26 protein-coding genes are annotated in these 24,930 nt (G+C 65.8%); 12 read left to right on the forward strand and 14 right to left on the reverse strand.

Translation table 11 applies throughout. The annotated features are described in order from the left end of the window. The first annotated feature begins 178 nt into the window (after window positions 1-178). Window positions 179-592, forward strand: a complete 414-nt coding sequence (locus OKW87_RS05180) for a hypothetical protein (RefSeq protein WP_265542835.1) — start codon at window positions 179-181, stop codon at window positions 590-592. 45 nt (window positions 593-637) lie between these two features. Here the strand turns inward: OKW87_RS05180 and OKW87_RS05185 are convergent, their stop codons facing one another. The 4 genes from OKW87_RS05185 to OKW87_RS05200 all read right to left on the reverse strand — a co-directional run bounded on the left by OKW87_RS05185 (window position 638) and on the right by OKW87_RS05200 (window position 5,942). Then, the gene (locus OKW87_RS05185) at window positions 638-1,114 is read right to left on the reverse strand and encodes a glutathione peroxidase (RefSeq protein ID WP_265542837.1); all 477 of its coding nucleotides are present in this window, start codon (window positions 1,112-1,114) and stop codon (window positions 638-640) included. Further along, the gene (locus OKW87_RS05190; RefSeq protein WP_265542838.1) at window positions 1,111-1,830 is read right to left on the reverse strand and encodes an ABC transporter ATP-binding protein; all 720 of its coding nucleotides are present in this window, start codon (window positions 1,828-1,830) and stop codon (window positions 1,111-1,113) included. The genes OKW87_RS05185 and OKW87_RS05190 overlap by 4 nt, the downstream gene beginning before the upstream one ends. Continuing rightward, window positions 1,823-3,073, reverse strand: coding sequence for a lipoprotein-releasing ABC transporter permease subunit (locus OKW87_RS05195; protein ID WP_265542839.1), 1,251 nt, complete (start codon window positions 3,071-3,073; stop codon window positions 1,823-1,825). Before OKW87_RS05195 ends, OKW87_RS05190 begins: the two co-directional genes overlap by 8 nt. A gap of 442 nt (window positions 3,074-3,515) precedes the next feature. After that, window positions 3,516-5,942: a TonB-dependent receptor gene (locus tag OKW87_RS05200; protein ID WP_265542840.1), complete on the reverse strand. Its 2,427-nt coding sequence runs from the start codon at window positions 5,940-5,942 to the stop codon at window positions 3,516-3,518. Window positions 5,943-6,186: 244 nt separating this feature from the next. Between OKW87_RS05200 and OKW87_RS05205 the strand changes: the two genes are divergently transcribed. Together OKW87_RS05205 and OKW87_RS05210 are read left to right on the forward strand one after the other, a co-directional pair. Beyond that, the gene (locus OKW87_RS05205; protein ID WP_265542841.1) at window positions 6,187-6,651 is read left to right on the forward strand and encodes an Hsp20 family protein; all 465 of its coding nucleotides are present in this window, start codon (window positions 6,187-6,189) and stop codon (window positions 6,649-6,651) included. Between the two features lie 143 nt (window positions 6,652-6,794). Further along, window positions 6,795-7,370, forward strand: a complete 576-nt coding sequence (locus OKW87_RS05210; protein ID WP_265542843.1) for a PAS domain-containing protein — start codon at window positions 6,795-6,797, stop codon at window positions 7,368-7,370. On the opposite strand, the gene OKW87_RS05215 is transcribed toward OKW87_RS05210, so the two are convergent. The 4 genes from OKW87_RS05215 to secG all read right to left on the reverse strand — a co-directional run bounded on the left by OKW87_RS05215 (window position 7,367) and on the right by secG (window position 11,154). After that, window positions 7,367-8,017 carry a peptidylprolyl isomerase gene (locus OKW87_RS05215; RefSeq protein ID WP_265542845.1) on the reverse strand — a complete coding sequence of 217 codons (651 nt, stop codon included), beginning with the start codon at window positions 8,015-8,017 and terminating at the stop codon, window positions 7,367-7,369. The genes OKW87_RS05210 and OKW87_RS05215 overlap by 4 nt on opposite strands. Before the next feature lie 46 nt (window positions 8,018-8,063). Then, window positions 8,064-8,900, reverse strand: coding sequence for an alpha/beta hydrolase (locus tag OKW87_RS05220; RefSeq protein ID WP_265542846.1), 837 nt, complete (start codon window positions 8,898-8,900; stop codon window positions 8,064-8,066). A 124-nt stretch (window positions 8,901-9,024) separates the two neighbouring features. Then, entirely contained in the window at window positions 9,025-10,656 is a 1,632-nt protein-coding gene (locus OKW87_RS05225; RefSeq protein ID WP_265542849.1) for a CTP synthase, read from the reverse strand. Between the two features lie 96 nt (window positions 10,657-10,752). Next, entirely contained in the window at window positions 10,753-11,154 is a 402-nt protein-coding gene (gene secG, locus OKW87_RS05230) for a preprotein translocase subunit SecG (RefSeq protein WP_265542850.1), read from the reverse strand. A 220-nt stretch (window positions 11,155-11,374) separates the two neighbouring features. Here secG and OKW87_RS05235 point away from each other — a divergent pair, with 220 nt between their 5' ends. The 9 genes from OKW87_RS05235 (at window position 11,375) to OKW87_RS05275 (ending at window position 20,509) form a co-directional block, all read left to right on the forward strand. Further along, window positions 11,375-11,728 (forward strand): MarR family transcriptional regulator, encoded by a 354-nt coding sequence (locus OKW87_RS05235; protein ID WP_265544005.1) that lies wholly within the window; start codon window positions 11,375-11,377, stop codon window positions 11,726-11,728. 52 nt (window positions 11,729-11,780) lie between these two features. Beyond that, a complete protein-coding gene (locus tag OKW87_RS05240; RefSeq protein ID WP_265542851.1) occupies window positions 11,781-12,038 on the forward strand; it encodes an SH3 domain-containing protein in 258 nt (85 codons plus the stop codon). Further along, window positions 12,035-12,976: an N-acetyl-gamma-glutamyl-phosphate reductase gene (gene argC, locus OKW87_RS05245; RefSeq protein WP_265542852.1), complete on the forward strand. Its 942-nt coding sequence runs from the start codon at window positions 12,035-12,037 to the stop codon at window positions 12,974-12,976. Before OKW87_RS05240 ends, argC begins: the two co-directional genes overlap by 4 nt. Window positions 12,977-13,159: 183 nt before the next feature. Next, window positions 13,160-14,617 carry a glucose-6-phosphate dehydrogenase gene (gene zwf / locus OKW87_RS05250; protein WP_265542854.1) on the forward strand — a complete coding sequence of 486 codons (1,458 nt, stop codon included), beginning with the start codon at window positions 13,160-13,162 and terminating at the stop codon, window positions 14,615-14,617. Window positions 14,618-14,670: 53 nt separating this feature from the next. After that, window positions 14,671-15,378 carry a 6-phosphogluconolactonase gene (gene pgl, locus OKW87_RS05255; RefSeq protein ID WP_265542856.1) on the forward strand — a complete coding sequence of 236 codons (708 nt, stop codon included), beginning with the start codon at window positions 14,671-14,673 and terminating at the stop codon, window positions 15,376-15,378. Between the two features lie 123 nt (window positions 15,379-15,501). Beyond that, window positions 15,502-17,322, forward strand: a complete 1,821-nt coding sequence (gene edd / locus OKW87_RS05260) for a phosphogluconate dehydratase (RefSeq protein ID WP_265542859.1) — start codon at window positions 15,502-15,504, stop codon at window positions 17,320-17,322. Between the two features lie 226 nt (window positions 17,323-17,548). Continuing rightward, window positions 17,549-18,517 carry a glucokinase gene (glk, locus tag OKW87_RS05265; RefSeq protein ID WP_265542861.1) on the forward strand — a complete coding sequence of 323 codons (969 nt, stop codon included), beginning with the start codon at window positions 17,549-17,551 and terminating at the stop codon, window positions 18,515-18,517. Between the two features lie 14 nt (window positions 18,518-18,531). Then, the gene (gene eda / locus OKW87_RS05270) at window positions 18,532-19,116 is read left to right on the forward strand and encodes a bifunctional 4-hydroxy-2-oxoglutarate aldolase/2-dehydro-3-deoxy-phosphogluconate aldolase (RefSeq protein ID WP_265544006.1); all 585 of its coding nucleotides are present in this window, start codon (window positions 18,532-18,534) and stop codon (window positions 19,114-19,116) included. An 85-nt stretch (window positions 19,117-19,201) separates the two neighbouring features. Continuing rightward, window positions 19,202-20,509, forward strand: a complete 1,308-nt coding sequence (locus OKW87_RS05275; protein ID WP_265542862.1) for a cation:proton antiporter — start codon at window positions 19,202-19,204, stop codon at window positions 20,507-20,509. Window positions 20,510-20,514: 5 nt separating this feature from the next. Here the strand turns inward: OKW87_RS05275 and mltG are convergent, their stop codons facing one another. The 6 genes from mltG to OKW87_RS05305 form a co-directional block, all read right to left on the reverse strand. Further along, window positions 20,515-21,477 carry an endolytic transglycosylase MltG gene (gene mltG / locus OKW87_RS05280; protein WP_265542864.1) on the reverse strand — a complete coding sequence of 321 codons (963 nt, stop codon included), beginning with the start codon at window positions 21,475-21,477 and terminating at the stop codon, window positions 20,515-20,517. Between the two features lie 43 nt (window positions 21,478-21,520). Then, the gene (gene fabF, locus OKW87_RS05285) at window positions 21,521-22,780 is read right to left on the reverse strand and encodes a beta-ketoacyl-ACP synthase II (RefSeq protein ID WP_265542866.1); all 1,260 of its coding nucleotides are present in this window, start codon (window positions 22,778-22,780) and stop codon (window positions 21,521-21,523) included. A 135-nt stretch (window positions 22,781-22,915) separates the two neighbouring features. Next, window positions 22,916-23,164 (reverse strand): acyl carrier protein, encoded by a 249-nt coding sequence (locus OKW87_RS05290; protein WP_265542867.1) that lies wholly within the window; start codon window positions 23,162-23,164, stop codon window positions 22,916-22,918. A gap of 101 nt (window positions 23,165-23,265) precedes the next feature. Beyond that, window positions 23,266-23,793, reverse strand: coding sequence for a hypothetical protein (locus OKW87_RS05295; RefSeq protein ID WP_265542869.1), 528 nt, complete (start codon window positions 23,791-23,793; stop codon window positions 23,266-23,268). Between the two features lie 28 nt (window positions 23,794-23,821). Continuing rightward, window positions 23,822-24,559: a 3-oxoacyl-[acyl-carrier-protein] reductase gene (gene fabG, locus OKW87_RS05300; RefSeq protein ID WP_265542870.1), complete on the reverse strand. Its 738-nt coding sequence runs from the start codon at window positions 24,557-24,559 to the stop codon at window positions 23,822-23,824. Between the two features lie 17 nt (window positions 24,560-24,576). Continuing rightward, window positions 24,577-24,903 carry a GxxExxY protein gene (locus OKW87_RS05305; RefSeq protein WP_265542873.1) on the reverse strand — a complete coding sequence of 109 codons (327 nt, stop codon included), beginning with the start codon at window positions 24,901-24,903 and terminating at the stop codon, window positions 24,577-24,579. Between the last annotated feature and the right edge of the window lie 27 nt (window positions 24,904-24,930).

Raw genomic sequence — 24,930 nt, forward strand, 5'->3', positions numbered from 1 at the left:
GGAATCGCCACCCGTCTTGCCGCGCTATCAACAGCTTTCATCGCGCCTGCGGCACCCGTTGAAGCCCTTAGCGCAGATGCGCGGAGCGGACTCGTCCGTAATGGTGGTCGATGTGCCGATACGGCAGGAGAAAGTTGGTTAACGCCGGCAGTCGCCGGCCTGTTCGGAGTAGCTTGCCATGTCCCTGCTTTGCGCATTGATCGGTCACATCCCCTTCGCCGCCCGCGAGCACAATCAGGATATGGATTTCAGCATCTGCCATTATTGCGGCACCGATCTGATCCGATCCGAAGACAGCGATTGGAGCACGGTTCCAGCGGGCCAGCGAGTCGTCCGGCGCGCCGCGGGGCGCGATGCCGATTCGGTCGCGCAGCGGCTGCACCGCGTTGCGCCGCCCCCACCCCGCCGCGATCCGCGCATCTCGCGTCCTGCGCCACACCGCGACCGCCGGGGCCGGGCGTCGAAGGGTGGGCCGGGCACGGTATTGCTGCTCGCCAATCTGGGCTGGCTGGCAGGCGACGATTGCGATGACGGCTCCAAGACCCTCACGCGGCCGCCGTCGGTGATCCGACTTCCCGGCGAGCGCCGCTAGGGTTGTTCCGGCGCAGGTAACTTCCCTGCGGAAGAAGGGACGCCTTTAGAGCAATTTCTCGATATCGGCTTCGATGTCGCGCGGCGCGGTGGTCGGCGCGTAGCGATCGACGACCTTGCCCGATCGATCGACGAGGAACTTGGTGAAGTTCCACTTGATCGCCTTCGAGCCCAGTAATCCGGGCGCTTCCTGCTTCAGATGCTCGAACAGGGGCGCGGCATCGGCGCCGTTGACATCGATCTTGGCGAAGACCGGGAAGGTCACGTCATAGGTAAGCGAGCAGAAGTTCGCGATCTCGGCGGCGTCGCCGGGCTCCTGGCCGCCGAACTGGTTGCAGGGGAAGCCCAGCACCGCGAAGCCCTGATCCTTATGCGCGCGATAGAGCGCCTCCAGCTCGGCATATTGCGGGGTGAAGCCGCATTTGGAGGCGGTGTTCACGACCAGCAGCACCTGTCCAGCATAGTCGGACAGGTCGGTCTCATGGCCGTCGGCGGCGCGGACGGGGAGTTCGGTGATGCTCATGCTACCTCCGCGAGAGTGAGCCGGCCTTCATGGAGGCGCAGGACGCGGTCCATCCGCGCCGCGAGCCGCTCGTTATGCGTGGCGACCAGTGCGGCCGAACCCTCGTCGCGGACCAGGCTGACGAATTCGGCGAAGACGCGGTCGGCGGTCGCTTCGTCGAGATTGCCGGTGGGCTCGTCGGCCAGCACCAGCGCCGGACGATTGGCCAGCGCGCGGGCGACTGCGACTCGCTGCTGTTCGCCGCCCGAAAGCTGGTTCGGCCGATGGGTGATGCGCGAGGCAAGGCCCAGGGCGCCGAGCAGATCCTCGGCGCGCCTGTCGGCGTCGGCGCGGGTGGCGCCGTGGATCATCTGGGGCAGCACGACATTTTCGAGCGCGTTGAAATCGGGGAGCAAGTGATGGAACTGGTAGATGAAGCCCAGGCTGTCGCGGCGGACCGTGGTGCGACCGCCGCTGTCGAGCTGCGCGGCTTCCCTGCCGAGGATGCGGATCGAGCCTTCGAATCCGCCCTCGAGCAGACCAACCGCCTGGAGCAGCGTCGACTTGCCCGAGCCGGAGGGGCCGAGCAAGGCGACGATCTCGCCCGGCTGGACGTCGAGATCGACGCCGCGCAGGACCTCGATCACGGTTTCCCCCTGCTTGAAGCTGCGCTTCAGCCCGCGGGTCTGGAGGATCGGCCCAGCGCCGTTTACGGCGCGTCCCTCAAAGCTACTCATAGCGCAACACCTGCACGGGATCGGTGCTCGCCGCCTTCCACGCCGGGTACAGCGTCGCCAGGAAGCTGAACAGCAGCGCCATCAGGCAGATGCCGATCGTCTCGAACGTATCGGTGCGCGCGGGCAACTCGGTGAGGAAGCGCATCTGCGGGTCCCACACGTTCTGACCGGTCACGAGCCCGATGAACTGGACCACCTGTGCGCGGAAGGTGATGAACAGGAAGCCGAGCACTGCGCCCGCGGCCACGCCGAAGGTGCCGATGATGACGCCGACGGTGACGAAGATGCGCATCAGCCCAGCCCGACTCGCGCCCATCGTCCGCAAAACCGCGATGTCGCGGGTCTTCGATCGCACCAGCATGATCAGCGAGGAGACGATGTTGAACGAGGCCACGATCAGGATGATCGACAGGACGGTGAACGAAACGACCCGATCGACCGACAGCGCTTCGAACAGTTCGCGGTTCATCTGCCGCCAGTCGACGATCTGGCCGCGACCACCGACTTTCTGGACCAGAGGCGCGACGATCTGCTGGACATTGTCCGGATCGTTGGTGTCGATCTCGACCATGCTCACCGCGTCGCCGAGCAGCAGCAGGGTCTGCGCATCCTCCATCGGCATGACGACGAAGATCTTGTCGAAATCATAGATGCCGACTTCGAAGATCGCGGCGACGGTGTAGCTCACCGAGCGATACATCGTCCCGAACGGCGTGGCGCTGCCCGCGGGATTGATGATCGTGATCTTGCTGCCGATGCTGGCGCCGAGCGATTCGGCGAGCCGAGATCCGATCGCGACTTCCTCGCGGCCGGGCTCGAGCTTGTTCAGCGAGCCGAGCACTTCCTTGCCCTTGAGTGCCGGATTGCTGCGGATATCCTCGACTCGCATGCCACGGATCTGGGCGAATTCGACGCGGCCGTTGAAGCTGGCGAACAAAGGCTGCTCGATCAACGGCGTGGCGCTGGTGACACCGGGGGTGGCCTCCGCCTGCCGGACGATCTGGCGCCAGTCGCGCAACTGGCCGCCATAGCCCTGGACCACGGCATGGCCGTTGAGCCCGGTGATCTTGTCGAACAGCTCGGCGCGAAAGCCGTTCATGACACTCATCACGACGATGAGCGCAGCGACGCCAAGCATCACCGCGACCAGGCTGAACCCGGCGACGACGGCGATGAACGCCTCGCTGCGGCCCGGCAACAGATAGCGGCGGGCGATCATTCGCTCGTAGCGCGATAGTAGCATGCGGCTGGTGGCTGCCCTGATAAGTGCGAGGCCGTCCTCTAGGGCAAGGCAGGCGGCACTGGCAATGCGTCTGCGTGTTGCCGCGACCTTAGCTTATGTTGCCAAATCGCCACAGGGGTCCGCGAAACCGTTTCGCGGTGTAGCAAAAGCGGTGACAAAGGCCCCGCGCCGCCGTAGCGAAACCTTGTCGAAACGCAGGCAGTAATGGCCGTGGTTCGGGGAGGGCTCCAGTCCCGCTCATAGGCAAGTATGAGCGCGTGGGCAGGGCCTGACAAAGGGGGCTGACGAGCGATCGTCACGCAGGCGGCCGGGCTGGAAACAGTCCGGCCGTTTGCATTTCCGGGCTCTATCGCAACCCGAAAAAGGGGAGACGGTGCGGGCTCCGTCTCCCCTTCCCTCCAATCTCCCCCGGCCATGGCGAGAGATCGAAGCGCGGTTTCGATCAGAAGGACTTGCTGATCGTAATTCCATAGGTGCGCGGATCGCCGGGATTGCCGGCGATCAGGCCGGTATTGCCGGGCGTGGTGGCGAGCAGCTCGAAATAGTCCTGGTCGAACGCGTTGCGGACCCAGCCGAACAGATTGAAGTCCTCGGTCCGGAAGCCGAGGCGGAAGTTGGCCAGCGTGTAGCCCTGGATGTCGGTGTAGATCGAGCGCGAGGCGTTGGACGAGAATTCGGATCGCGAATTGGCGTCGCCGGCGAGATAGAATTCGCCGTCCTGCGCCAACAGGTTGGCCGGCAATTTATATTCGGCACCGTAGGAGAAGGCCCAGTTCGAGATGCCGGGGAGCCACTGGCCGGAGATGTCGCAGACCACCGGACTCGGCTGGCCCGGCACGCCCGGTGTGCCCCCCGCGCTGCCCAGCGGTGCGGCGCTGCCGCCCGAGCGTTCGGGCGGGCATGGCGCGTTGGCGAACTCGACATATTCGTGGTCGGTATACGCGCCGTTGACGTAGAAGCTGAACCGATCCGAGGGGCGCAGCGAGAAATCGGCCTCGACACCGCGGACGCGGACTTCGCCGGCATTGGCGAGATAGCCGCGCAGCGTCGAGGTCGAGCTGTTGTTCACGATCGCCTGATAGTCCTTGATGATCGTCCAATAGCCGCTGAGGTTCAGCGTCGCCTTGCGATCCCAGAATTGCGATTTCACGCCGAGCTCGAAATGGTCGACCTTCTCGGGATCGATCTGGGCGAGATCGGTCTGGACGACCCCGTTGACCACCGGCACACCGTTAAGATTGAGCCCGCCCGATTTGAAGGTGTGGGCGTAGGTCGCATAGACCAGCACGTCGCGCGACGGCTTGTAGGATGCGGTCAGATCGTAGGAGAGGTTCCAGGCGCGATAGGCCTCGTCGTTGAAGGCCTGCGGCTGGATCGCCTCGCGCTGCGCCGCCTGGCGGGCGGTGCCGCCGCTATAGGGGACGAGCACCCCGGCGCTGTCGGTCACCACGCTGACATAGCTGCCGACCTTGTCGTCATAATTGACACGCAGCCCGGGGGAGAGGGTGAAGGCGTCGGTCACGTTCCAGTTGAGCTTGCCGAACAGCGCGCCGCTGAAATTCTTGAGGCGGATGTCGTTGTTCGCGGTGAGGCCTGCGAGCACGCTCGGATCGTTCGAGAGCGCGCTGGTGGGATTGAGCAGGAAGCGGCTCGCGGCCGAGCCCTGCTGCTGGATGCCGGTGGTGTGGATGTCCTGATAGAAGCCGAAAACACCGAGCACATAGTCGAAGCCCCTGCCCTCGCCGGCGTAGCGAAACTCCTGGGTGAATTGGTTCTGCTTCGTAGGGTTGTTCGACTTGGTTGTGATCGGCAGGCCGGTGAAGTCGCGATCGTTGGCCGGACCCCAGTCCCAGAAGCGCCAGGCCGAGACCGAAGTCAGCGTGCCCGACCCGAGATCGAGCTCGCCACGCAGCGATACGCCGCCCAGGACGTTGCGCGCATTGAGATCGGCATCCAGATCGGTCACCCGATCGAACGGATCGGTGCTGGCCACGGTGTAGTTGAGCGCGGCGGTGAGCGCCGGATATTGGCGGTTCGCCGGGCGCTGGGTGGGGCCGTAGCGCACATAGATTTGCGCGCAGCATTCGGGATCCTGGCGGTTATAGTCGCCCGAGAGCGTTAGGTTCAGGCTGTCGCTTGCGCGCCACAGAATCGCGCCGCGCAGGCCGATATTGTCCTGCTCGTTGACGTAATTGCCCGTCGCGACGTTCAGAATCGTGCCCTTGCGGCTGGTCGACGAGATGCCGAAGCGCGCAGCGACATCGTCGCCGAGCGGGCCCGAGACCGAAGCCTTGCCCTGCTTGAAGCCGAGATTGCCGATCGTGACTTCGCTGCGGCCTTCGAAGGTGAAGCTAGGCGCTTTGCTGGTGATACTGATCGCGCCGGCGACGGTATTCTTGCCATATAGGGTGCCCTGCGGACCGCGCAGCGTCTCGACCTGCTGGACGTCGAGGAAATCGAGCGTGGCGACCGCGACGCGGCTGAAATAGACCTGATCGATATAGACGCCGACGCCCTGATCGATGCCGTCGTTGGTCAGGCCCAGCGGCGCGCCGAGGCCGCGGATGTTGACCGAGCTGTTGCGCGGGTTCGACGAATAGAATTGCAGCGTCGGCTGCAATTGCTGGAGCCGCTGGACGTTGAAGCTGCCGGTGCTGTCGAGCTCCTTCACGCCGACGACCGAGATCGGGATCGGCACATCCTGCGCCTGCTCTTCGCGGCGGCGCGCCGTTACGACGATGTCGGAGGCGACCGAGCTGCGCTGGACTTCCTCGGGGGTGCGGGCCTGATTACCCGGCGCCGTCTGGGCCGCGGCCGCGATCGGCGAGGTGCCGGCGAGCAGTGCCAGCGTGAGTGAGAGATGCCGCATCAAATCCCCTTTCAATGTGTCAGGTTTAATCTCCACTGATTCAGGGGACATTAGCGAACAAGCGAATATTGGGGCGCGCAAAGCTCAGATTGGTCGCCGCGCCGACAGCAGTCCGACCCTCTTGAAACCGTACCGGTCGATACCAAATAGCGCTTACCGCAGTGCCGCCAGGGCTGCGGCAAGACCGCGCCGCGGAATCCGGGCGCCGGTCGGACGTTCAACTTGCTCATATGGAGGATTTGAAATGCGTCAGTTCGACTTTACTCCCTTCCGCCGCTCGACGATCGGCTTCGACCGTCTGTTCGACTTGCTTGAGACCAGCGCGCGTCAGGCCGGGAGCGAGAATTATCCCCCGTTCAACCTCGAGCGCATTGCCGAGGATCGCTATCGCATCACGCTGGCGGTCGCCGGCTTCAAGCCCGAGGAAATCGACATTACCGCGCAGCAGAATCTGCTGCTGGTGGTCGGCAAGAAGCGCGAGGAGAATGAGAACAATCAGGGCTCGTATCTGCATCTCGGCATCGCCAACCGCAGCTTCGAGCGTCGTTTTGAACTCGCCGACTTCGTCCGCGTCGAGGATGCGAGCCTGTCGGATGGCTTGCTCACCGTCGAGCTGGTCCGCGAAGTGCCCGAAGCGATGAAGCCGAAGAAGATCACCGTAAACGGCGGCGGCCAGCCGAGCGCGATCGAGCATCGCGACGCGGCCTGACGCCATTACGACTTTGCGGCGCTTTCCTCCCTTTGGCGCCGCGGCAGGGGCGTCCGGACCGCGGTCCGGGCGCCTTTTGCATTTCCGTGGAACGATTGATCCAGATCAACGTTTGGCTAATACGGGGTGGCGGGAAATCGAGCATGAAGTGCAATTTGGAAACAGCGGACGTTCTGTTGAGCGCCGCATTATCCGCAGCGCGCCTGCCGGCCGACATTCGGGCCGGGGCGCTCGAATCCATCGCCGCGCCGGTCTATCTCACCGACGCTTCGGGCCGCCTCACCCATTATAACGCCGCCTGCATCTCGTTCGCCGGACGCGTGCCGACGCCGGGAGAGGATCGCTGGTGCGTAACGTGGCGACTCTACACCACCGCGGGGCACCCGTTGCCGCACGAGGAATGTCCCATGGCGGTTGCCGTTCGGGAGCGGCGCGAGGTGCGCGGCATGGAAGCACTTGCCGAGCGACCCGATGGAAGCCGGGTGCGTTTCCGCCCCTTCCCTACCCCGCTTTATACCGAAGACGGCGATTTTGCCGGGGCAGTCAATGTGATGATCGACGTGACAGATCGTCGCCGGGCCGAGGATCTGCGCTACCAGGCGGCGCGCTGCCGCCGCTTGCTGACCTGCACGTCGGATAGCCAGGCGATCGAGGCGCTGCGCGCGCTGGCCGCCGAATATGACGCCGAGGCCGAGCGGCTGGTCGCCACGCTGAACTAGCGCCGCTGCATCAGCAGCCAGGGTTTGACCCGGCCGGTCGGCTTTGGTGCGCCATCGAGCCGCACTGCGCGCAGAATGGTCACCGGCTTCGGCAGGATCATCTGCCCGCGCATCGGCCCCCTGCCCCCGCCGTTCGGCTTGGCGAGGATCTTTCGCACCGTCGCCATCCCCGCGATCACGCGGCCAAACGCCGCATAGCCGCGCGAGGCGCCGCGCGCGTCGAGCGAGGGATTGTCCCCGACCATGATCGAGAAGTTGCCCGTCGCCGAATCGGGATTGCTGCCATGCGCCATCGAGACCGCGCCGTCGGTGTGGCGGATGCCGGTGCGGTTGGTCGGTTCGAGCGGCGGCGAGGGCAGGATGCGCCGCGCGTCGGTGCCGACGCCGCCCTGGACGAAGCCGAGCCTGGGATCTGTCTTGCGGCGCGCCGAGCGGTAGAAATTGGTCCCGTCCAGCCGCCCGTCGTCGACATAGGCCAGGAAGTTGGCGGTGGTCCTGGGGGCGCGTCGTGCGTCGAGCGCGAGCATGATCTGGCCCTCCGACGTATCGATGCGGACGCGGACCATCCCCGGGATCGGCCGGTTCTGGGCGGCGGCCGAAGCCGGGGCTAGGAGCAGGAAAGCCAACAAGGCGAAGCGGATAGGCATGGCGCGTGTCGCTAATCGAAGCGTCGGCGCGGGTGAAGGACTTTCCTCAGAGAAAGCCGATCTGCCGCAACCACGCCTCGCACAGCCGCGGCCAGATCGACACCGGCAGGTCCGGCGTGTCGAGCGCGAAGCCGTGCGGGGCGTCGGCGAAGATGTGCAGCTCGGCCCCTGCCCCCGCCGCCTCCAACGCCGCGTGCAGCCGGCGGCCATTCTCGACCGGGACGACGGGATCGTTGCCCGAATAGACGAGGAAGGCGGGCGGCGGGCTCGGGCTTAGCTGCGCGTCGGGCTGGAGGCGATCGTACATCGCCTGTTTCTCGGGCGGCGGCAGCGGGGGCTTGTCCGCGACGATCGTGCGGCCCTTGGCGTTGGTGGAGATGGGAGCGTAGCCGATGATCAGCGCATCGGGGCGCGTGGGCTGGCCGGCGTGGCGCGTTGCCGGTGGGGGCCAGTCCGCGGGATAGTCGGCGGCCAGGCAGGCGGCGAGATGGCCGCCGGAGGAGAGGCCAACGACGCCAGCATGCTCGAAGCCGCCGGCGCGGATCATCCGCATCGCTTCCCTCGCATCGTCGAGCGGGGCGGCGATGCCGTGCGCGGCAGTGGGGAAGCGGTGGATCAGCACATAGGCATGATAGCCGAGCCCGGTGAGCCAGCGCGCGACCGCGACGCCTTCGCGGCCCGCCATGAGCTGGGTGTAGCCGCCGCCACCGAGGACCAGCATCGCGCGGCCACTTGGCCGTGCGGGCGCAAAGCCGAACAGCCAGGGGCGATCCACGGCGGTGACGATCGCGGCGTCGGAGGCCGCCTCGGGGTCTTGGAGAGTGAAGGCACCGTCGAGGGGGGCGTCTTCCCAGAGCGGCCAGGCGGTGTCGGCGTTCAGCATTTGCATCCTCAAATCCGTCATCCCCGCGCAGGCGGGGATCCAGAGTTACTCTGCCGCACCGCCCGCGACCCTGGATCCCCGCCTTCGCGGGGATGACGGAGGGAGTGTGGGTGTGGGGGCGACCTTAAACCAGGCGGCTCTGCTTGACGGCAGCCTCGATGAAACTTGCAAACAGCGGATGTGGCTCGAACGGCTTGGACTTGAGCTCCGGGTGGAACTGGACGCCGACGAACCAGGGATGATCGGGCCGCTCGACGATTTCGGGGAGCGCGCCGTCGGGCGACATGCCCGAGAAGACCAGGCCGCCACTCTCGAGCACGTCCTTGTAATGGGTGTTGACCTCATAGCGGTGGCGGTGCCGCTCGCTGATGTCGTTCGAGCCGTAGATGGAAGCTACAACGCTGTTGCCCGAGAGCCGCGCCGGATAGGCGCCGAGCCGCATCGTGCCGCCCATGTCGCCGCCTGCCTCGCGCTTCTGGATGCCCTCAGGCGTCATCCACTCGGTGATCATGCCGACCACCGGCTCCTCGGTCGGGCCGAATTCGGTGGTGGAGGCATTGGCGATGCCCTGGCTGCGCGCCGCATCGACGCAGGCCATCTGCATGCCGAGGCAGATGCCGAAGAAGGGCACGCCGCGCTCGCGGGCGAAGCGGACGCCGGCGATCTTGCCCTCGCTGCCGCGCTCGCCGAACCCGCCGGGGACGAGGATGCCGTTCATCGGCTCGAGCTGGGCCGCGACGACTTCCTCGTCCTGCTCGAACACTTCGGCGTCGAGCCAGCGGATGTTGACCTTCACCTTGTTGGCGATGCCGCCATGGACCAGCGCTTCGTGGAGCGACTTATAGGCATCGGGCACGCCCATATATTTGCCGACCACGCCGATCGTGACTTCGCCCTCTGGATTGTTCAGCCGGCGCGTGATGTCTTCCCAGCGATCGAGCGCGGGGGGCTCGCCGGGATCGATGCCGAAGGCGCGGAGCACCTCCGAATCGAGCCCCTCGCGATGATATTGCATCGGCACCGCGTAGATGCTCTTCGCATCGAGCGCGGGGATGACCGCGGCGGTGGGGACGTTGCAGAATTGGGCGATCTTGGCGCGGTCGCTCGCGGGCAGCTCGCGCTCGGAGCGGCAGACCAGCACGTCTGGCTGTACGCCGAGCGCGGCGAGCTCGCGCACGCTGTGCTGGGTGGGCTTGGTCTTCAGCTCGCCCGCCGCCGAGATATAGGGGACCAGCGTGACATGGATGCTCACGGTATTGCCGCGGCCCAGATCGTTGCGGAGCTGGCGGATCGCCTCGATGAAGGGCAGCGATTCGATATCGCCGACGGTGCCGCCAATCTCGCACAGCACGAAATCGAGGTCGGCGGTGTCGGCCTGGGCGAACGCCTTGATCGCGTCGGTGACGTGCGGGATCACCTGCACCGTGGCGCCGAGATAGTCGCCCCTGCGCTCGCGGGTGATGATCGTCTGGTAGATGCGGCCCGAGGTGACATTGTCCGACTGGCGCGAGGCGACGCCGGTGAAACGCTCGTAATGGCCGAGATCGAGATCGGTCTCCGCCCCGTCGTCGGTGACATAGACCTCGCCATGCTGGTGCGGCGACATCGTGCCTGGATCGACGTTCAGATAGGGATCGAACTTGCGGATCCGCACGCGATAGCCGCGTGCCTGGAGCAACGCCGCCAGGCTCGCTGCCATGAGACCTTTGCCGAGCGAGGAGACCACGCCGCCGGTGATGAAGATGTACCGCGCCATGGGAGCAGAGGCCTAACGGGTTTGGGCGCACGCCGACAAGCGCGCGACTCCATATTTTTTATCGAGGCACTCCCCACGGAGGGGAGCGGCGGGCGCTTATTCGGCGAGCGGGACCTGGCCGTTGGCCGGCGCAGCGCTGTTCTCGGGCGCTGCGGGTGCGCCGATCGGGGCCGGCGCGGTCGTGTTGCCGATCGCGAAGGGTACCCCGGCCGCGCCGGGCGCCGCCGCCGGCGCCACGGGCGCACGCTGCAGCGAAGTATCGATCGTCGTCGAATGCCGCATCGCCGCGATGAAGGCGAGGACGATCGCCATCACGATGAACGCCGTCGCAAGCACCGCCGTCGCCCGCGTGAGGAAATCGGCCGCGCCGCGGGCCGACATCAGCCCGGACGGGCTGCCACCCGTGGTGAGACCGCCGCCTTCCGAGCGCTGCATGAGAATCACCGTGACCAGAAGGGCCGCGATGATGGCGTGGACGACGAGCAGGAAAGTGAACATCTAAGACAGGACCTGTTGCGGAAAGCGGCGACATAGGGGACGGCGCCGCGCGGATCAACCGGCTTGCCGCGCGTCCCCGCCGCGCCGCGCGACCGGACAACCTCCCAAACAAAGCCGTAACATTTCGCCAACGCACTGAAACCACTATGCACCCAGCGCGTTTGAGTGATGATCCCGTAATGTGCCGGGCACGTAACGATGAGTGGAAATCGTGAACGCATTGTCAGAACAGTCATTGTCGTCATGGAAGAACACGCTGATCGATTATGTGCGTTCGGGCGAACCCGATCTCACCAATCGCCAGATGGCGCTTCTGATGCTGGTTTACCTGGACGCAGGGCCCCATACGGTGCGCGGATTGGCCCGCGCGCTCAACGTCTCGAAACCCGTAGTAACCCGAGCCTTGAATCGACTGGGCACGCTCGGCTATCTGCGCCGCCAGCGCGATGATAGCGACAAACGAAACATCTTCGTCGCGCGCACACCGGAAGGGGCAGAGTTTCTTGCAGAATTCGGGCATTTCCTCGCTGGGGACAACGTCAGCGAGCCGCTCGTCCGCCGAGCTAACGCGTAAGCGCTTCTCGCTGCGGGGGCGGTCCGCTCCCATCGATCCGCGAGTCGATGCCGTGCGTCGCGACCTCGCCGACGTCCGCCTCGCCGATCGCGTCTTCGCGCCGCATTATGCAGCCCCGCTTCCCCGCACCCTTCTCGTGGCGACGACGCTGCGCTGCGCATCGCCGATCGATTCGGAAGTAATGGCGCAGCTGGCGGCCGGCGAGACATTCGAAGTGCTCGAACTGGCCGGGGTCCATGCCTGGGGGGTGGCGCCCACGCACGGACTGGTCGGCTATATTCCCGCAACCGCAATCGGCGATTCGCAATGACCATTCGTGTCTTCATCGACGGTGCCGTGGGCACCACCGGGCTCGAGATACGCGAGCGGCTGGACGGCCGCGACGGGATCGAGCAGCTGATTCTGGCAGAAGCGGATCGCAAGGACCCCGCCAAGCGCGAGGATGCGCTGAACTCGGCCGATTTCGTGATCCTGTGCCTGCCGGACGATGCCGCGCGCGAGGCCGTCGCGATGATCCGCAACGAAAAGGTCCGCGTGATCGACGCCTCGACCGCGCACCGCGTCGCGCCCGACTGGACCTATGGCTTCGCCGAGCTCGAACCCGGCCAGTCCGCCGCGATCGCCGAGGCCGCGCGCGTGAGCAATCCGGGCTGCTACCCCACTGGCTTCCTGGCGCTGGTCCGGCCGCTGATCCGCGCCGGCATGGTGCCGCTCGACCATGTGTTCAGCGTCAACGCCGTTTCGGGCTATTCGGGCGGCGGCAAATCGATGATCGCCGAGTTCGAGGACCGGGCGTCGGAAGGATTCACCGACACCGCCTTTCGCATCTATGGCCTCGGGCTCGCGCACAAGCATGTCGCCGAGATGCAGAAGCATGCGCGGATCGAGCATGCCCCGATCTTCCTGCCCGCGGTGGCCAACACCTATCGCGGCATGGTCGTCGAAGTGCCTTTGCCGCTGCATGCCTTCACCCGGCGTCCGTCGATCGAGGCGTGCGAGAATGTGCTGCGCGAAGCCTATAAGGATTCGCCGCTGGTGCGCGTTCTTCCCGCGGACGTCCCGCTCGTCAGGATCGAGGAGGATGCCGGCACCGATCGGCTGAGCCTGCGCGTGTTCGGCAATATCGAGACCGGGCAGGCTCGGCTGGTCGCGACGCTCGACAATCTCGGCAAGGGGGCGGCCGGCGCGGCGGTGCAGAATCTGAATATCATGGCGGGACTCGATCCCGTCGCGGGGCTGGTGCTTTAGGCCCCTACCCCGCTACCGTCATCCCGGCGAACGCCGGGATCCAGGGTCACAGGCGATAAGGCAGAGAAACTCTGGATCCCGGCGTTCGCCGGGATGACGACGAATTGGGCAGTAAAGCCGTCCACACCTTGATCTTTCCCCCCCATTGGTGTCTCGCACTCCAAAGCAGATGAGAGGCGAAAGATGCACCAGCCCGTGGGCAAATTGCTGCTGTTCGGCGCGACCGGAGATCTGGCGCAGCGGATGCTGCTGCCGTCGCTTTATGCGCTGCACGCCGATGGGCTGCTGCCTGCGGGACTGACGATCACCGGCACCGCGCGCTCGGACAAGGACGACGCATCGTTCCGCGATTTCGCTCGCGCCGCGCTCGACGAATTCCTCCCTTCCGATCGGCAGGATGACAGCGCTGTCGCGAGCTTTCTCGAGCGGTTATCCTATCAGGCGCTCGACGCTTCGACGCTCGAAGGCTTCGATTCGCTGAAGGAGAAGATCGGCGACATTTCGGGCGGGCTGGCTATCTTCCTCTCCACCGCGCCGCGCCTGTTCGGTCCGACGATCAAGGGTCTCGAATCTGCCGGACTGACCGGCGCCAACGTCCGCATCGGTCTGGAGAAGCCGCTGGGGCGCGACCTCGAATCGAGCCGCGAGATCAATGACATCGTCGCGCAGGCATTTCCCGAGGACCGCACCTTCCGGATCGACCATTATCTGGGCAAGGAGACGGTTCAGAACATCCTCGCGCTGCGCTTCGGCAATTCACTATTCGAACCTGTCTGGAACGCGCAAGGCATAGAAAGCGTCCAGATCACCGTGTCCGAAACCGTTGGCCTCGAAGGGCGTGCGGGCTTCTACGATGAGACCGGCGCGCTGCGCGACATGGTGCAGAACCACATGCTCCAGCTGGTCGCGTTGATCGCGATGGAGCCCCCCGCCCGCTTCGACGGGACCGCGATCCGCGACGAGAAGGTCAAGGTTTTCCGATCGTTGCGCCGTATCGATGCCGGCGACGTGCCTACGCTCACCGTCACCGGCCAATATGGCGGCGGCGCGGTGAAGGGTGAGATCGTGCGCGATTATGCAACCGATCTGGAGAAAGGTTCGACTACCGAGACCTTCGTGGCGATCAAGGCGCATGTCGACAATTGGCGTTGGCACGGAGTGCCCTTCTATTTGCGCACCGGCAAGCGGCTCGCCGAGCGCCGCTCGGAAATCGTCATCCAGTTCCGGCCGGTGCCGCATTCGATCTTCGCCGAGCGCGGCGGCGCGCTGAAGCCCAACCAGCTGGTGATCCGGCTCCAGCCCGAGGAATATGTCCGGCTGCTGGTCATGGCCAAGCAGCCGGGGCTCGACCGCGAAGGCGTGCGGCTTCGCGAGGTCCCGCTGAACCTGAGCCTCGAGAATGAGTTCGCCGGCACCCGCCGCCGCATCGCTTATGAGCGGTTGCTGCTCGATCTGATCGAGGGCGACCCGACGCTGTTCGTCCGGCGCGACGAGGTGGAGGCGCAGTGGGAATGGATCGACGGCATCCGCGCCGGCTGGGAAGCCAATGACGTGAAACCCAAGCCTTATGCCTCGGGCAGCTGGGGACCCTCGGCCTCGGTCGCGCTGACCGAACGCGACGGGGTGACGTGGAACGAATAGCCGCGCCACCCATATGGGACGCGAGCGAGTCTTTCGAAATTCAAGGAATGAGCATGACGACCGAGATCGAATGGTGGGAATATGACGATGTCGAGGAAATGGCCGCGGCCGTGGCCGGCGACGTCCAGTTCATCATCGAAAGTGCATTGGATGCGCGCGGCGGCGCGGTCGTAGCGCTCGCCGGCGGCAAGACGCCGCTGCCGATCTACGAGAAGCTCGCCCAGGCCAAACTCGACTGGAAGCGCGTGACGATCGTGCCCGGCGACGATCGCATGGTGCCGCTGGGCGATCCGCTGTCGAACGTTACCGCGATCGGCAAGGTCTTCATCCCCAAGGGCGCGCGGGTGAAGCCGCTGATCAGCGCGACGATCACCGATTACAAGGCCGCGGGCCGATCGGCCGATGCGCTGCTGCAGGATCTGCACTGGCCGCTCGACCTGTGCCTGCTGGGCGTGGGCGGCGACGGGCATGCCGCCTCGATCTTCCCCGGCCCGGATTATGACGAGGCGCTCAACGGGCCGAAGGAACGGCGCGCGATCGGCGTGCGTCCCGATCCGATGCCGCCGGAGGCGCCGGTCGATCGCATTTCACTGACGCGGGAGGCGATCGTCTCGGCGCGTGCGTTGATGATTGCGATCACGGGCGCGAAGAAGCGCGAAGTTCTGGAAGCTGCGATCGAGCAGGGGGCGTCTTCGCCCTATCCGGTTGGGCGGATCCTGGCGGATGTCGAGCTGCCGGTCGACGTGCACTGGGCGGCGTGAAGACCGTCACCCTCACCCTTCCGGCGCTTCGCGCCTCCCTCCCTCTCCCGTCGGGAGAGGGAAGGGGCCCATCGCGCAGCGAGTGGGAAGGGTGAGGGCGATACTCCTTTCCAAGGCTGAGCTATGACCCTCCACCCCGAAATCGCCGCCGTCACCGATCGCATCATCGAGCGTTCGAAGCCGCGCCGCGCCGCCTATCTCGACCTGATCCGCCGTGAGCGCGAATCGGGCGCGGACCGGCCCAAGCTGGGCTGCGCCAACCTGGCGCATGCTTATGCCGGAACGGACGAACAGCGCGACCGGATGAAGGACGGGCGGGCGATGAACATCGGCATCGTCACCTCGTACAACGACATGCTCTCGGCGCACGCGACCTATTACCGCTACCCCGAGCAGATGAAGGTCTGGGCGATCGAGGCCGGCGCCACCGCGCAGGTGGCGGGCGGCGTGCCGGCGATGTGCGACGGCGTGACCCAGGGCTATTCGGGAATGGAGCTGTCGCTGTTCAGCCGCGATACGATCGCGCTCTCCACCGGGATCGCGCTCAGCCACCGCGTGTTCGAAGGCGCCGCTTTGCTCGGCATCTGCGACAAGATCGTGCCCGGGCTGCTGATGGGGGCGCTGCGCTTCGGGCATCTGCCGATGGTGATGATTCCCGGTGGACCGATGCGCTCAGGCCTCGCGAACAAGGACAAGGCCGCGGTCCGCGAGGCCTATGCGGAGGGCGAGGTCGGACGCCCCGAGTTGCTCGAAGCCGAAATCGCCGCCTATCACTCGAAGGGCACCTGCACCTTTTACGGCACCGCCAATTCGAACCAGATGATGATGGAGGCGATGGGGCTCCACATGCCGAGCGCGGCCTTCGCCAACCCCGGCACCAAGCTGCGCCAGGAACTGACCCGCGCCGCGGTCCAGCGCCTCACCGAGATCGGTTGGAACGGCAATGACTATCGCCCGATCGGCCATGTCGTCGACGAGAAGGCGATCGTCAACGCGGCGATCGTGCTGCTCGCCACCGGCGGCTCGACCAACCATCTGATCCACGTCCCCGCCTTCGCCCGCGCGGCGGGGATCGTGATCGACTGGGAGGATTTTGACCGCCTCTCGCGCGCGGTGCCGCTGCTGACGCGAGTGTACCCAAATGGCTCGGCGGACGTGAACGGCTTCGAGGATGCCGGCGGCCCCGCCTTCGTGATCCGCGAACTGCTCAAGGGCGGGCTGATGCACGGCGACACGCTGACGATCGCGAAGGACGGCATGCCGGCCTATGCGCGCCAGTCGGCGATCGAGGAGGATCGGCTGATCTGGCGCGACTTGCCCGAGAAGAGCGGTGACGAGACGATCGTCCGCACGCTCGATGCACCTTTCTCCCCCGAAGGCGGCTTCCGGATCCTGACCGGCAATGTCGGCCGCGCCTGCATCAAGGTGAGCGCGGTCGATCCCGATCGCTGGATCATCGAGGCCCCTGCCCGCGTCTTCTCCACCCAGCAGGCGGTGCAGGACGCCTTCCAGGCGGGAGAACTCGATCGCGACGTGGTGGTCGTGGTGCGCTTCCAGGGGCCCAAGGCCAATGGCATGCCCGAGCTGCACAAGCTCACCCCGCCCCTCGGGGTGCTCCAGAACAAGGGCTATCGTGTCGCGCTGGTGACCGACGGGCGGATGTCGGGCGCGTCGGGCAAGGTGCCGGCGGCGATCCACGTGTCCCCCGAGGCGCTGGGCGGCGGACCGATCGGGCTGGTGCGCGACGGCGACATGATCCGTGTCGATGCCGAGGCCGGCACGATCGAGGCGCTGGTCGATCCGGCGGAATGGGCAGCGCGCGAACATGCCGAGGCGCCAGCGGCGGCGGAGGGCACGGGGCGCGAGCTGTTCGCGATGATGCGGCTTGGGGCCGATGAGGCCGAGCTTGGCGCGTCGGCGATGCTGGCCGCCGCTGGGCTGTGATGGGTACCCCTCCCTGAAAGGGTGGGTTGCGTCGGGCGGGGCTCGATGCCCCGGCCGGCGCTTCTGCCAACGCGGAAGAAGCGGCTCGCTTCGCTCGCACCCACCCCCAACCCCTCCCTTTCAGGGAGGGGAGTCCGGCCTTTACATCCGCCGCGCTTCCGACAAGAAGGGCATAGCCCGATTGTCAGCGTTGACAGACATAAATCAGGACGGGCCAGGAGAGCGCATGGAAGTCGTCGCAGTCGATATCGGCGGAACGCATGCCCGCTTCGCGCTGGCCGAAGTGGCGAAAGGTCGCGTGGTCTCGATCAGCGAGCCGGTGACGCAGAAGGTCGCCGAGCATCCGAGCCTGCAGCTCGCCTGGCAGGCGTTCGCCGCCACGCTCGATCGCCCGATGCCTAAGGCTGCCGCGATCGCGCTCGCCTCGCCGATCAGCGGCGACATCATCAAGCTTACCAATAATCCCTGGATCATCCGCCCCGCCTTGATCCCCGAGCGGCTCGGCGCCGAGACCTGGACGCTGGTCAACGATTTCGAGGCGATCGGCCATGCCGTTGCCCAGCTGGACGACGATTCCTTCCTGCATCTGTGCGGGCCCGAAAAGTCCCTGCCCGATCGCGGATCGATCACGGTCTGCGGCCCCGGCACCGGGCTCGGCGTGGCGCAGGTGTTTCGCCACGACGCCGGCTATCACATCATCGCCACCGAAGGCGGGCATGTCGATTTCGCCCCGCTCGATGCGATCGAGGACGCGTTCGTGCGCCATTTGCGCAAGACCTATACGCGCGTCTCGACCGAGCGGATCGTCGCCGGGCCGGCGATCGTCGCGATCTACGAGACGCTGGCCGAGCTCGAGCGCCGCCCCGTCCCGCGGCACGACGACCGGCAACTGTGGGACCTGGCGTTCGAGGGCAAAGACAGCCTGGCCGCCGCCGCGCTCGATCGCTTCTGCCTGAGCCTGGGCGCGGTCGCGGGCGATCTGGCGCTCACCCATGGGCCCACCGGAGTCGTCATCGCCGGCGGTCTGGGCTTGCGCCTGAAGGATCATTTGCTGCAATCGGGCTTCGGCGAGCGTTTCGTTGCCAAGGGTCGCTTCCGCAACCTGATGGCGTCGATCCCCGTCAAGCTGATCACGCATCCGCAGCCGGGCCTGTATGGCGCCGCCGCGGCCTTCGCCCAGGAGCATGCCCGTTGACCATCGAAGACATCATGCGCACCGCGCCGGTCATCCCGGTGCTGGTGATCGAGGATGCCGCCACCGCCCGCCCACTGGCCGAGGCGCTGGTCCGCGGTGGCCTGCGCGTGCTCGAAGTGACGATGCGCACGCCCGCCGCGCTCGACGCGATCCGCGAGATGAAGCAGGTTCCCGGCGCGATCGTCGGCGCGGGCACGGTGGTCAATACGGCCCAGTTCGATCAGGTGATGGATGCCGATGTCGAGTTCATCGTCTCGCCCGGGCTGACCGAGACGCTCGCCGCGCCGATCATCGCCAGCGGCGTGCCCTATCTGCCCGGCATCGCCAGCGCCGCGGACATCATGCGCGGGCTCGATCTGGGGCTCGATCATTTCAAATTCTTCCCCGCGGAGACTTCGGGCGGGCTCAAGGCGCTCAAGGCGCTCGCCGCGCCTTTCTATCAGGGGAAATTCTGCCCCACCGGCGGCGTCACGCTGGCGAGCGCACCCGAGTGGCTGGCGTTCGACCCGGTGCTGTGCGTCGGCGGCAGCTGGATCGCGACCGGCACGATGGACGATGTCGAAGCCAAGGCGAGGGCCGCCGCCGCGCTGCCGCGATAGGGCGGCCGATCGGCGGGCGCCGGGATATATTTCGTCTTCGGCCCACGATATCTGAACGCTTGGGCCCATGCGTCGTTGGGCGTCGGTGGAAATCAAAGACCTGGCCCCCGATCCCTATATCCTGATCCTGACGGGGGCCGGCGTGCTGATCGCGCTGGTCGCCTGGCTGCCGTTGGCGCTCAAGCGCGTGCCGCTGTCGCTGCCGATCATCTGCATCGGCATCGGCGCCGCGATCTTCTCGCTGCCAATGGTCACGCTGCGCCCGCTACCGCTCGACTATCCCGAGATCACCGAGCGCTTCACCGAATTCGTCGTGATCATCGCGCTGATGGGGGCGGGCCTGAAGCTGGATCGGCCGTTCGGCTGGAAGCGGTGGAGCGTAACCTGGCGACTGCTGGCAATCACGATGCCCCTGGGCATCCTGGCGATCACCCTGCTGGGCGGCGGGCTGCTGGGGCTGCCCTGGGTCGCGGCCCTGCTGCTCGCGGCCACCCTGGCGCCAACCGATCCGGTGCTTGCCTCCGATGTTCAGGTCGGGCCGCCCAAATCGGGCGAGGAGGATGAGGTGCGCTTCGGGCTCACGTCCGAGGCTGGGCTCAACGACGGCCTTGCCTTTCCGTTCGTGCACCTCGCCATCGTCCTTGGCCTCGCCGCGACGACCGGCGAGCCGTGGCTGGGGGAATGGGTGCTGTACAATGTGCTGTGGGAGATCGTCGGCGGCGTCGCTGCGGGCTGGCTGATCGGCAAGGCGTTCGGCTGGCTCACCTTCCACGTGCCCGCCGACACCAAGCTGGCCAAGACCGGTGACGGGCTCATCGCAATCTCGGCGACCTTCGTCTCCTACGGCCTGACCGAAGTGATCCACTGCTATGGCTTCCTGGCCGTCTTCATCACGGCGCTGACGCTGCGCCGGTCGCACCGCAACCATGATTTCAACCGGCAGATGCACGACATCACCGAGCAGATCGAACGGTTGGCGATGATGGTGCTGTTGCTGCTGTTCGGCGGCGCGATGGTGAGCGGGCTGCTGAGCGCGCTACAATGGGTCGATATCGCCGCCGCGCTGTTCATTCTGCTCGTGGTCCGCCCGGCGGGGGGTCTGATCGCGCTGATCGGCTTCAAGGCGAGCAAGACCGAAAAGCTCACCCTTGCTTTCTTCGGCATTCGCGGGGTGGGGTCATTCTATTATCTCGCTTATGGCCTGAACCATATGGAGCTTGGGATGGGAGAGCGGCTCTGGGCGATCGTCGGACTCGTCGCTTTGTTGTCGATCCTGCTGCACGGACTTTCGGTCACCCAGGCGATGCGCTCGCTCGATCGCGAGCAGGGGCGCGACCCCGATGCGGAGGATGCCACGCCGCCGCCGGGGCTACAGGGACCGGCCGCGAACTGAGCGTCTCACATCTCCCCGCGCGCCCGCCGCAGTGCATACCATTTCTGGACATTGGCATTATGCTGTTCGAGCGTATCGGCAAAAACATGCCCGCCGGTGCCGTCGGCCACGAAATAGAGCGCGCTGGTCTGCGCCGGATCGAGCACCGCGTCGATGCTGGCGCGGCCCGGATTGGCGATCGGCCCGGCCGGCAGCCCGGTCATCGCATAGGTATTATACTGGTTTACCGCGCGCAGTTCGGACTGGAGGATGCGGCGACCCAGCGGCTTGCCCTTGGTGATCGGGTAGATGATCGTCGGATCGGCCTGGAGCATCATGTTACGCCGCAGCCGGTTCGAATAGACGGCGGCCACGGTACGCCGCTCCTCGGGTTTGCCGGTTTCCTTCTCGACGATCGACGCCAGCGTCAGCGCCTCGAGCGGGGTGTTCACCGCGATGCCGGGCTTGCGCTTCTCCCACGCTTTGGCGAGATAATCGGACATCGCTTTCTGCATCCGATCTAGGATCGCTTGGCGGGTGTCGCCGCGATTGTAGGAATAGCTGTCGGGCAGGACGCTTCCCTCAGCCGGCACCGTGACCGGGCCGCTGAGCTGCGGTGCCGCCATCACCCTTTCGTGAACGAGGATCGAGGGCATGCCCTCCGGAATCATGACGAAGCGCTGGAGCGTGCGTCCGCCCTGCAGCAGTTTGAGGATGTCGGCCTGGCTGAGCCGCGCCGGTACGCGATATTCGCCGGCCTTGATCGCCTCGCCGCTGCCGAGAAACTTCGAGAGCAAGACGAAACGGCGCGCTGACGTGATCGCTCCGGCTTTCTCAAGCTCGGTCGCGGCGCGGGTGAGGGTCGCGCCCTCGGGGATCATCACGGTCAGGTTGGTCGGCGCGGGGCCGGCCCCGCCCCACAGCTGCAGCACCCCCACGCCGAGAGCGAGCAGCGCCAGCACTGCTACCAGCAGCGCGCATCCGCCCAAGCGTCGCCGCCGCGGTACGGCCGTGGCCGGCGACGGCCCGTTCTCAGACAGCCTTCATCACCAGGCTGGCATTGGTGCCGCCGAAGCCGAAGCTGTTGTTGAGCACGGCCTTGATCTTGCGCTCCTTGGCCTTGAACGGCACCAGATCGATTCCGACGCAATTCTCGCTCGGATTGTCCAGGTTGAGTGTCGGGGGGGCGATCTGGTCGCGCATCGCCAGGATGCAGAAGATGCTCTCAACCGCGCCGGCGCCGCCGAGCAGATGACCGATCGCCGACTTGGTCGAGCTCATCGACAAGGTGTCGATCGCGCTGCCGAACAGCCGTCGCACTGCGCCCAGCTCAAGCTCGTCGCCAAGCGGCGTCGAGGTGCCGTGGGCGTTGATATAGTCGATGTCGGCGAAATCGAGCCCGGACTTCTTCATAGCCATCTGCATCGAACGGAACGCGCCCGAACCCTCGGGATGCGGCGCGGTGACGTGATAGGCGTCGCCCGACAGGCCATAGCCGATCACTTCGGCATAGATTTTCGCGCCGCGCTTCTTGGCATGCTCATATTCCTCGAGCACCACCACGCCGGCGCCCTCGCCCATCACGAAGCCGTCGCGATTCTCGTCCCAGGGGCGACTGCCCCTGGTGGGATCATCGCGGAAGTTGGTGGAGAGCGCGCGCGCCTGGCCGAAGCCGGCGATGCCGATCGGGCATATCGCACCCTCGGCGCCGCCCGCCAGCATGATATCGGCATCGTCCATCGCGATCATCCGCGCCGCGTCGCCGATCGAATGCGCGCCGGTCGAGCAGGCGGTGACCACGGCGTGATTGGGGCCCATCAGGCCATATTTGATCGAGACCTGGCCCGAGATCAGGTTGATCAGCCGGCCATGGACGAAGTGCGGCGAAACCCGCTTGGGCCCCTTTGCGGCGAGCACGAGCGACTCGCTTTCGATCCCCGGAAGCCCGCCGATGCCCGCGCCGATCGAGCAGCCCGCGCGGAAGCGGGTTGCCTCATCCATGTCGAGCAAGCCGGCATCTTCGATCGCCTGGCCCGCGGCATCGATGCCGAAGATAATGAACGGATCGACCTGGCGCTGGACTTTGTGATCGACGCGCAGGTTCGGATCGAAGCCATATTCGTGCCCGGCCGGCTTCACTTCGCAGGCATAATTGCTGTGAAACTCGGTCGCGTCGAAGCGCGTGATCGTCGCCGCGCCCGATTTGGCGGCGATGATGTTCTTCCAGGCCGTCTCGACATCGGCACCCAGCGGGGTGACGAGCCCGAGCCCGGTCACAACTACGCGGCGCATGGCACTCTCTCCGTCATATTCTGTTCAATCGCGACAAGCGCTGAAAACGAAACGGCTCCCCGCCCTCTCTTTCGAGCCCGGACGGGAAGCCGTTGAAAGGCAGTACCGGTCCATGCCGGGATCGCCGAAAGGCGATCAGTCTTCCTGATGTTCGCTGATGTACGACACTGCGTCGCCCACCGTGGTGATCTTCTCGGCAGCGTCGTCGGGGATTTCCACGCCGAACTCTTCCTCGAAGGCCATCACCAGCTCGACGATGTCGAGGCTGTCCGCACCCAGGTCGTCGATGAAGCTCGCTTCGGGCTTCACTTCGCCGGCGTCTACGCCGAGATGATCGACAACGAGCGCCGAGACGCGCTGGGTGATCTCTTCCTGGTTGGCCATGGTCCCTGTTTTCCTTTGTCTGGGGCTCTAATCAGCTTGTGAACGCACCTAGATCGCCGCTGGTGCCGTTGCAAGGGGTGACACCCTTGCACGCGTAACGTTCAGGCCTGCGAAAAGTCGAAGCTGGCATATTGGATCGTGCTCAGAAACGCGAAATATTCGTTGACCATCTCGGCATATTCGCGGGTCTGCTTCGCTTCGTCGGTCACCGCCGCGCGCACCAACCCCTGATTTTCCTCGGCAGTGAGCGGGCGGTTGCGCGACTCCTCGGGCAGTGCCTGGAACTGCTCTTCCAGCGCGGCGGGCTCGAAGCCGCGCTCGCCCATCACCCGCTCGGCGACCGACATTCCCAGCTTGGCGAGCGTATAGACTCGCGCCGCCTTCACCGCCGCCTCGGACCATTCATACTCGGTCGCGCAGGCCGCCGCCGCCCGGGCGATGCCCGCGCCCACCGCGGGATCGTAATTAGGCCGCTTGCCCGTCTCTGCCAGGTTTCGCGCCACATCGGCGTGCAGCCTGGCGACGATAGCCGCGTCGACCTTCCCGGCGACGCAGTCGATCGTCGCCAGATCGGCCGCCTGGGCGGGTGCTGCGACCAGGAACAGGCCGGCAATTGCTAGGATACGCATGATGTTCACTCCTGCCCCCAGGTTCGGATCAGAGCATCGCCATCCCGCCGTTGACATGCAAGGTCTGTCCGGTGACGTAGCCCGCTTCCCTGCTCGCCAGATAGACCACCGCGGCGGCGACATCCTCGCCCGTGCCGAGATCGCCATTGGGGATGCGGCCGAGCAAGGCGGTCTTCTGCGCCTCGGGCAGCCCGTCGGTCATCGCCGAGCGGATGAAGCCGGGAGCGACGCAGTTTACCGTGACGTTGCGGCTCGCCAGTTCCTGCGCCAGCGCCTTCGACATGCCGACCAGCCCGGCTTTCGATGCGGCATAGTTTACCTGCCCCGGATTGCCCGTCGCGCCGACGACCGAGGTGATCGAGATCATCCGGCCGTAGCGCGCCTTCATCATCGGCTTGGCAGCGGCGCGCATCAGCCGGAACGCGGCTTCGAGGTTGACGCGGATGACCGTGTCCCACTCCTCATCCTTCATCCGCATCGCGAGGTTGTCGCGGGTGACGCCAGCATTGTTGACGAGGATATCGAGCTTGCCGAGCGCCTCGACGGCTTGGGGCACCAGCGCATCGACAGCGGCGCCGTCGGAAAGATTGCAGGCGAGCGCGACATGCCCGTCGCCGAGCTCGGCGCGGAACGCCTCCAGCTTCTCGGCATTGGATCCGGACAGCGCGAGCCGCGCCCCTTGGGCGGCGAGGCTTTTGGCGATGGCGGAGCCGATCCCCCCGGAAGCGCCGGTGACGAGTGCGGTCATGCCTGTAAGGTCGAACATTTGAGTCTCCAGAAGAATTATGGGTTCGCGCAACGACGCGACGACGCAACGGGGTTGTAGTTGTTGGCCAACCTTCGAACGCCTTCCATCAGCGTGGGGCCGCCGAAAATCTCCAGAAGCAACCGGTCATCGATCAGCAGATCGATCCGGAACGCCGCCTCAAACCGCAACCCTTCAAATTCAATATCGACGGCGCGCTGCCGCGCGACCACATAGCCCAACGACGTCAGCTTGGCCGCAAGGACGGCTTCGTAGACGGACTCTAGCAGGCCAGGTCCCAGATCCCGGTGCAACCGCACCGAGATATCCAGAACGTCGCTGGCGATCTGCTCGATATCCCTCAAGTCCAAACCTCGTCGCGTCGTCGCGTC

It is taken from the genome of Sphingomonas sp. M1-B02 (assembly GCF_026167525.1).
Classification (GTDB): Bacteria; Pseudomonadota; Alphaproteobacteria; order Sphingomonadales; family Sphingomonadaceae; genus Sphingomonas.

Excerpts from the sequence above, each read along its gene's own strand:
- fabG (WP_265542870.1), bottom strand. The coding sequence starts at position 24,559 with ATGTTCGACCTTACAGGCATGACCGCACTCGTCACCGGCGCTTCCGGG.
- OKW87_RS05290 (WP_265542867.1), bottom strand. The coding sequence starts at position 23,164 with ATGGCCAACCAGGAAGAGATCACCCAGCGCGTCTCGGCGCTCGTTGTC.
- zwf (WP_265542854.1), top strand. The coding sequence starts at position 13,160 with ATGCACCAGCCCGTGGGCAAATTGCTGCTGTTCGGCGCGACCGGAGAT.
- eda (WP_265544006.1), top strand. The coding sequence starts at position 18,532 with ATGCGCACCGCGCCGGTCATCCCGGTGCTGGTGATCGAGGATGCCGCC.
- OKW87_RS05220 (WP_265542846.1), bottom strand. The coding sequence starts at position 8,900 with ATGCTGAACGCCGACACCGCCTGGCCGCTCTGGGAAGACGCCCCCCTC.
- OKW87_RS05190 (WP_265542838.1), bottom strand. The coding sequence starts at position 1,830 with ATGAGTAGCTTTGAGGGACGCGCCGTAAACGGCGCTGGGCCGATCCTC.
- OKW87_RS05180 (WP_265542835.1), top strand. The coding sequence starts at position 179 with ATGTCCCTGCTTTGCGCATTGATCGGTCACATCCCCTTCGCCGCCCGC.
- OKW87_RS05195 (WP_265542839.1), bottom strand. The coding sequence starts at position 3,073 with ATGCTACTATCGCGCTACGAGCGAATGATCGCCCGCCGCTATCTGTTG.
- edd (WP_265542859.1), top strand. The coding sequence starts at position 15,502 with ATGACCCTCCACCCCGAAATCGCCGCCGTCACCGATCGCATCATCGAG.
- OKW87_RS05215 (WP_265542845.1), bottom strand. The coding sequence starts at position 8,017 with ATGCCTATCCGCTTCGCCTTGTTGGCTTTCCTGCTCCTAGCCCCGGCT.
- fabF (WP_265542866.1), bottom strand. The coding sequence starts at position 22,780 with ATGCGCCGCGTAGTTGTGACCGGGCTCGGGCTCGTCACCCCGCTGGGT.
- OKW87_RS05225 (WP_265542849.1), bottom strand. The coding sequence starts at position 10,656 with ATGGCGCGGTACATCTTCATCACCGGCGGCGTGGTCTCCTCGCTCGGC.
- OKW87_RS05185 (WP_265542837.1), bottom strand. The coding sequence starts at position 1,114 with ATGAGCATCACCGAACTCCCCGTCCGCGCCGCCGACGGCCATGAGACC.
- OKW87_RS05205 (WP_265542841.1), top strand. The coding sequence starts at position 6,187 with ATGCGTCAGTTCGACTTTACTCCCTTCCGCCGCTCGACGATCGGCTTC.
- secG (WP_265542850.1), bottom strand. The coding sequence starts at position 11,154 with ATGTTCACTTTCCTGCTCGTCGTCCACGCCATCATCGCGGCCCTTCTG.
- glk (WP_265542861.1), top strand. The coding sequence starts at position 17,549 with ATGGAAGTCGTCGCAGTCGATATCGGCGGAACGCATGCCCGCTTCGCG.
- pgl (WP_265542856.1), top strand. The coding sequence starts at position 14,671 with ATGACGACCGAGATCGAATGGTGGGAATATGACGATGTCGAGGAAATG.
- OKW87_RS05295 (WP_265542869.1), bottom strand. The coding sequence starts at position 23,793 with ATGCGTATCCTAGCAATTGCCGGCCTGTTCCTGGTCGCAGCACCCGCC.
- argC (WP_265542852.1), top strand. The coding sequence starts at position 12,035 with ATGACCATTCGTGTCTTCATCGACGGTGCCGTGGGCACCACCGGGCTC.
- OKW87_RS05200 (WP_265542840.1), bottom strand. The coding sequence starts at position 5,942 with ATGCGGCATCTCTCACTCACGCTGGCACTGCTCGCCGGCACCTCGCCG.
- OKW87_RS05210 (WP_265542843.1), top strand. The coding sequence starts at position 6,795 with ATGAAGTGCAATTTGGAAACAGCGGACGTTCTGTTGAGCGCCGCATTA.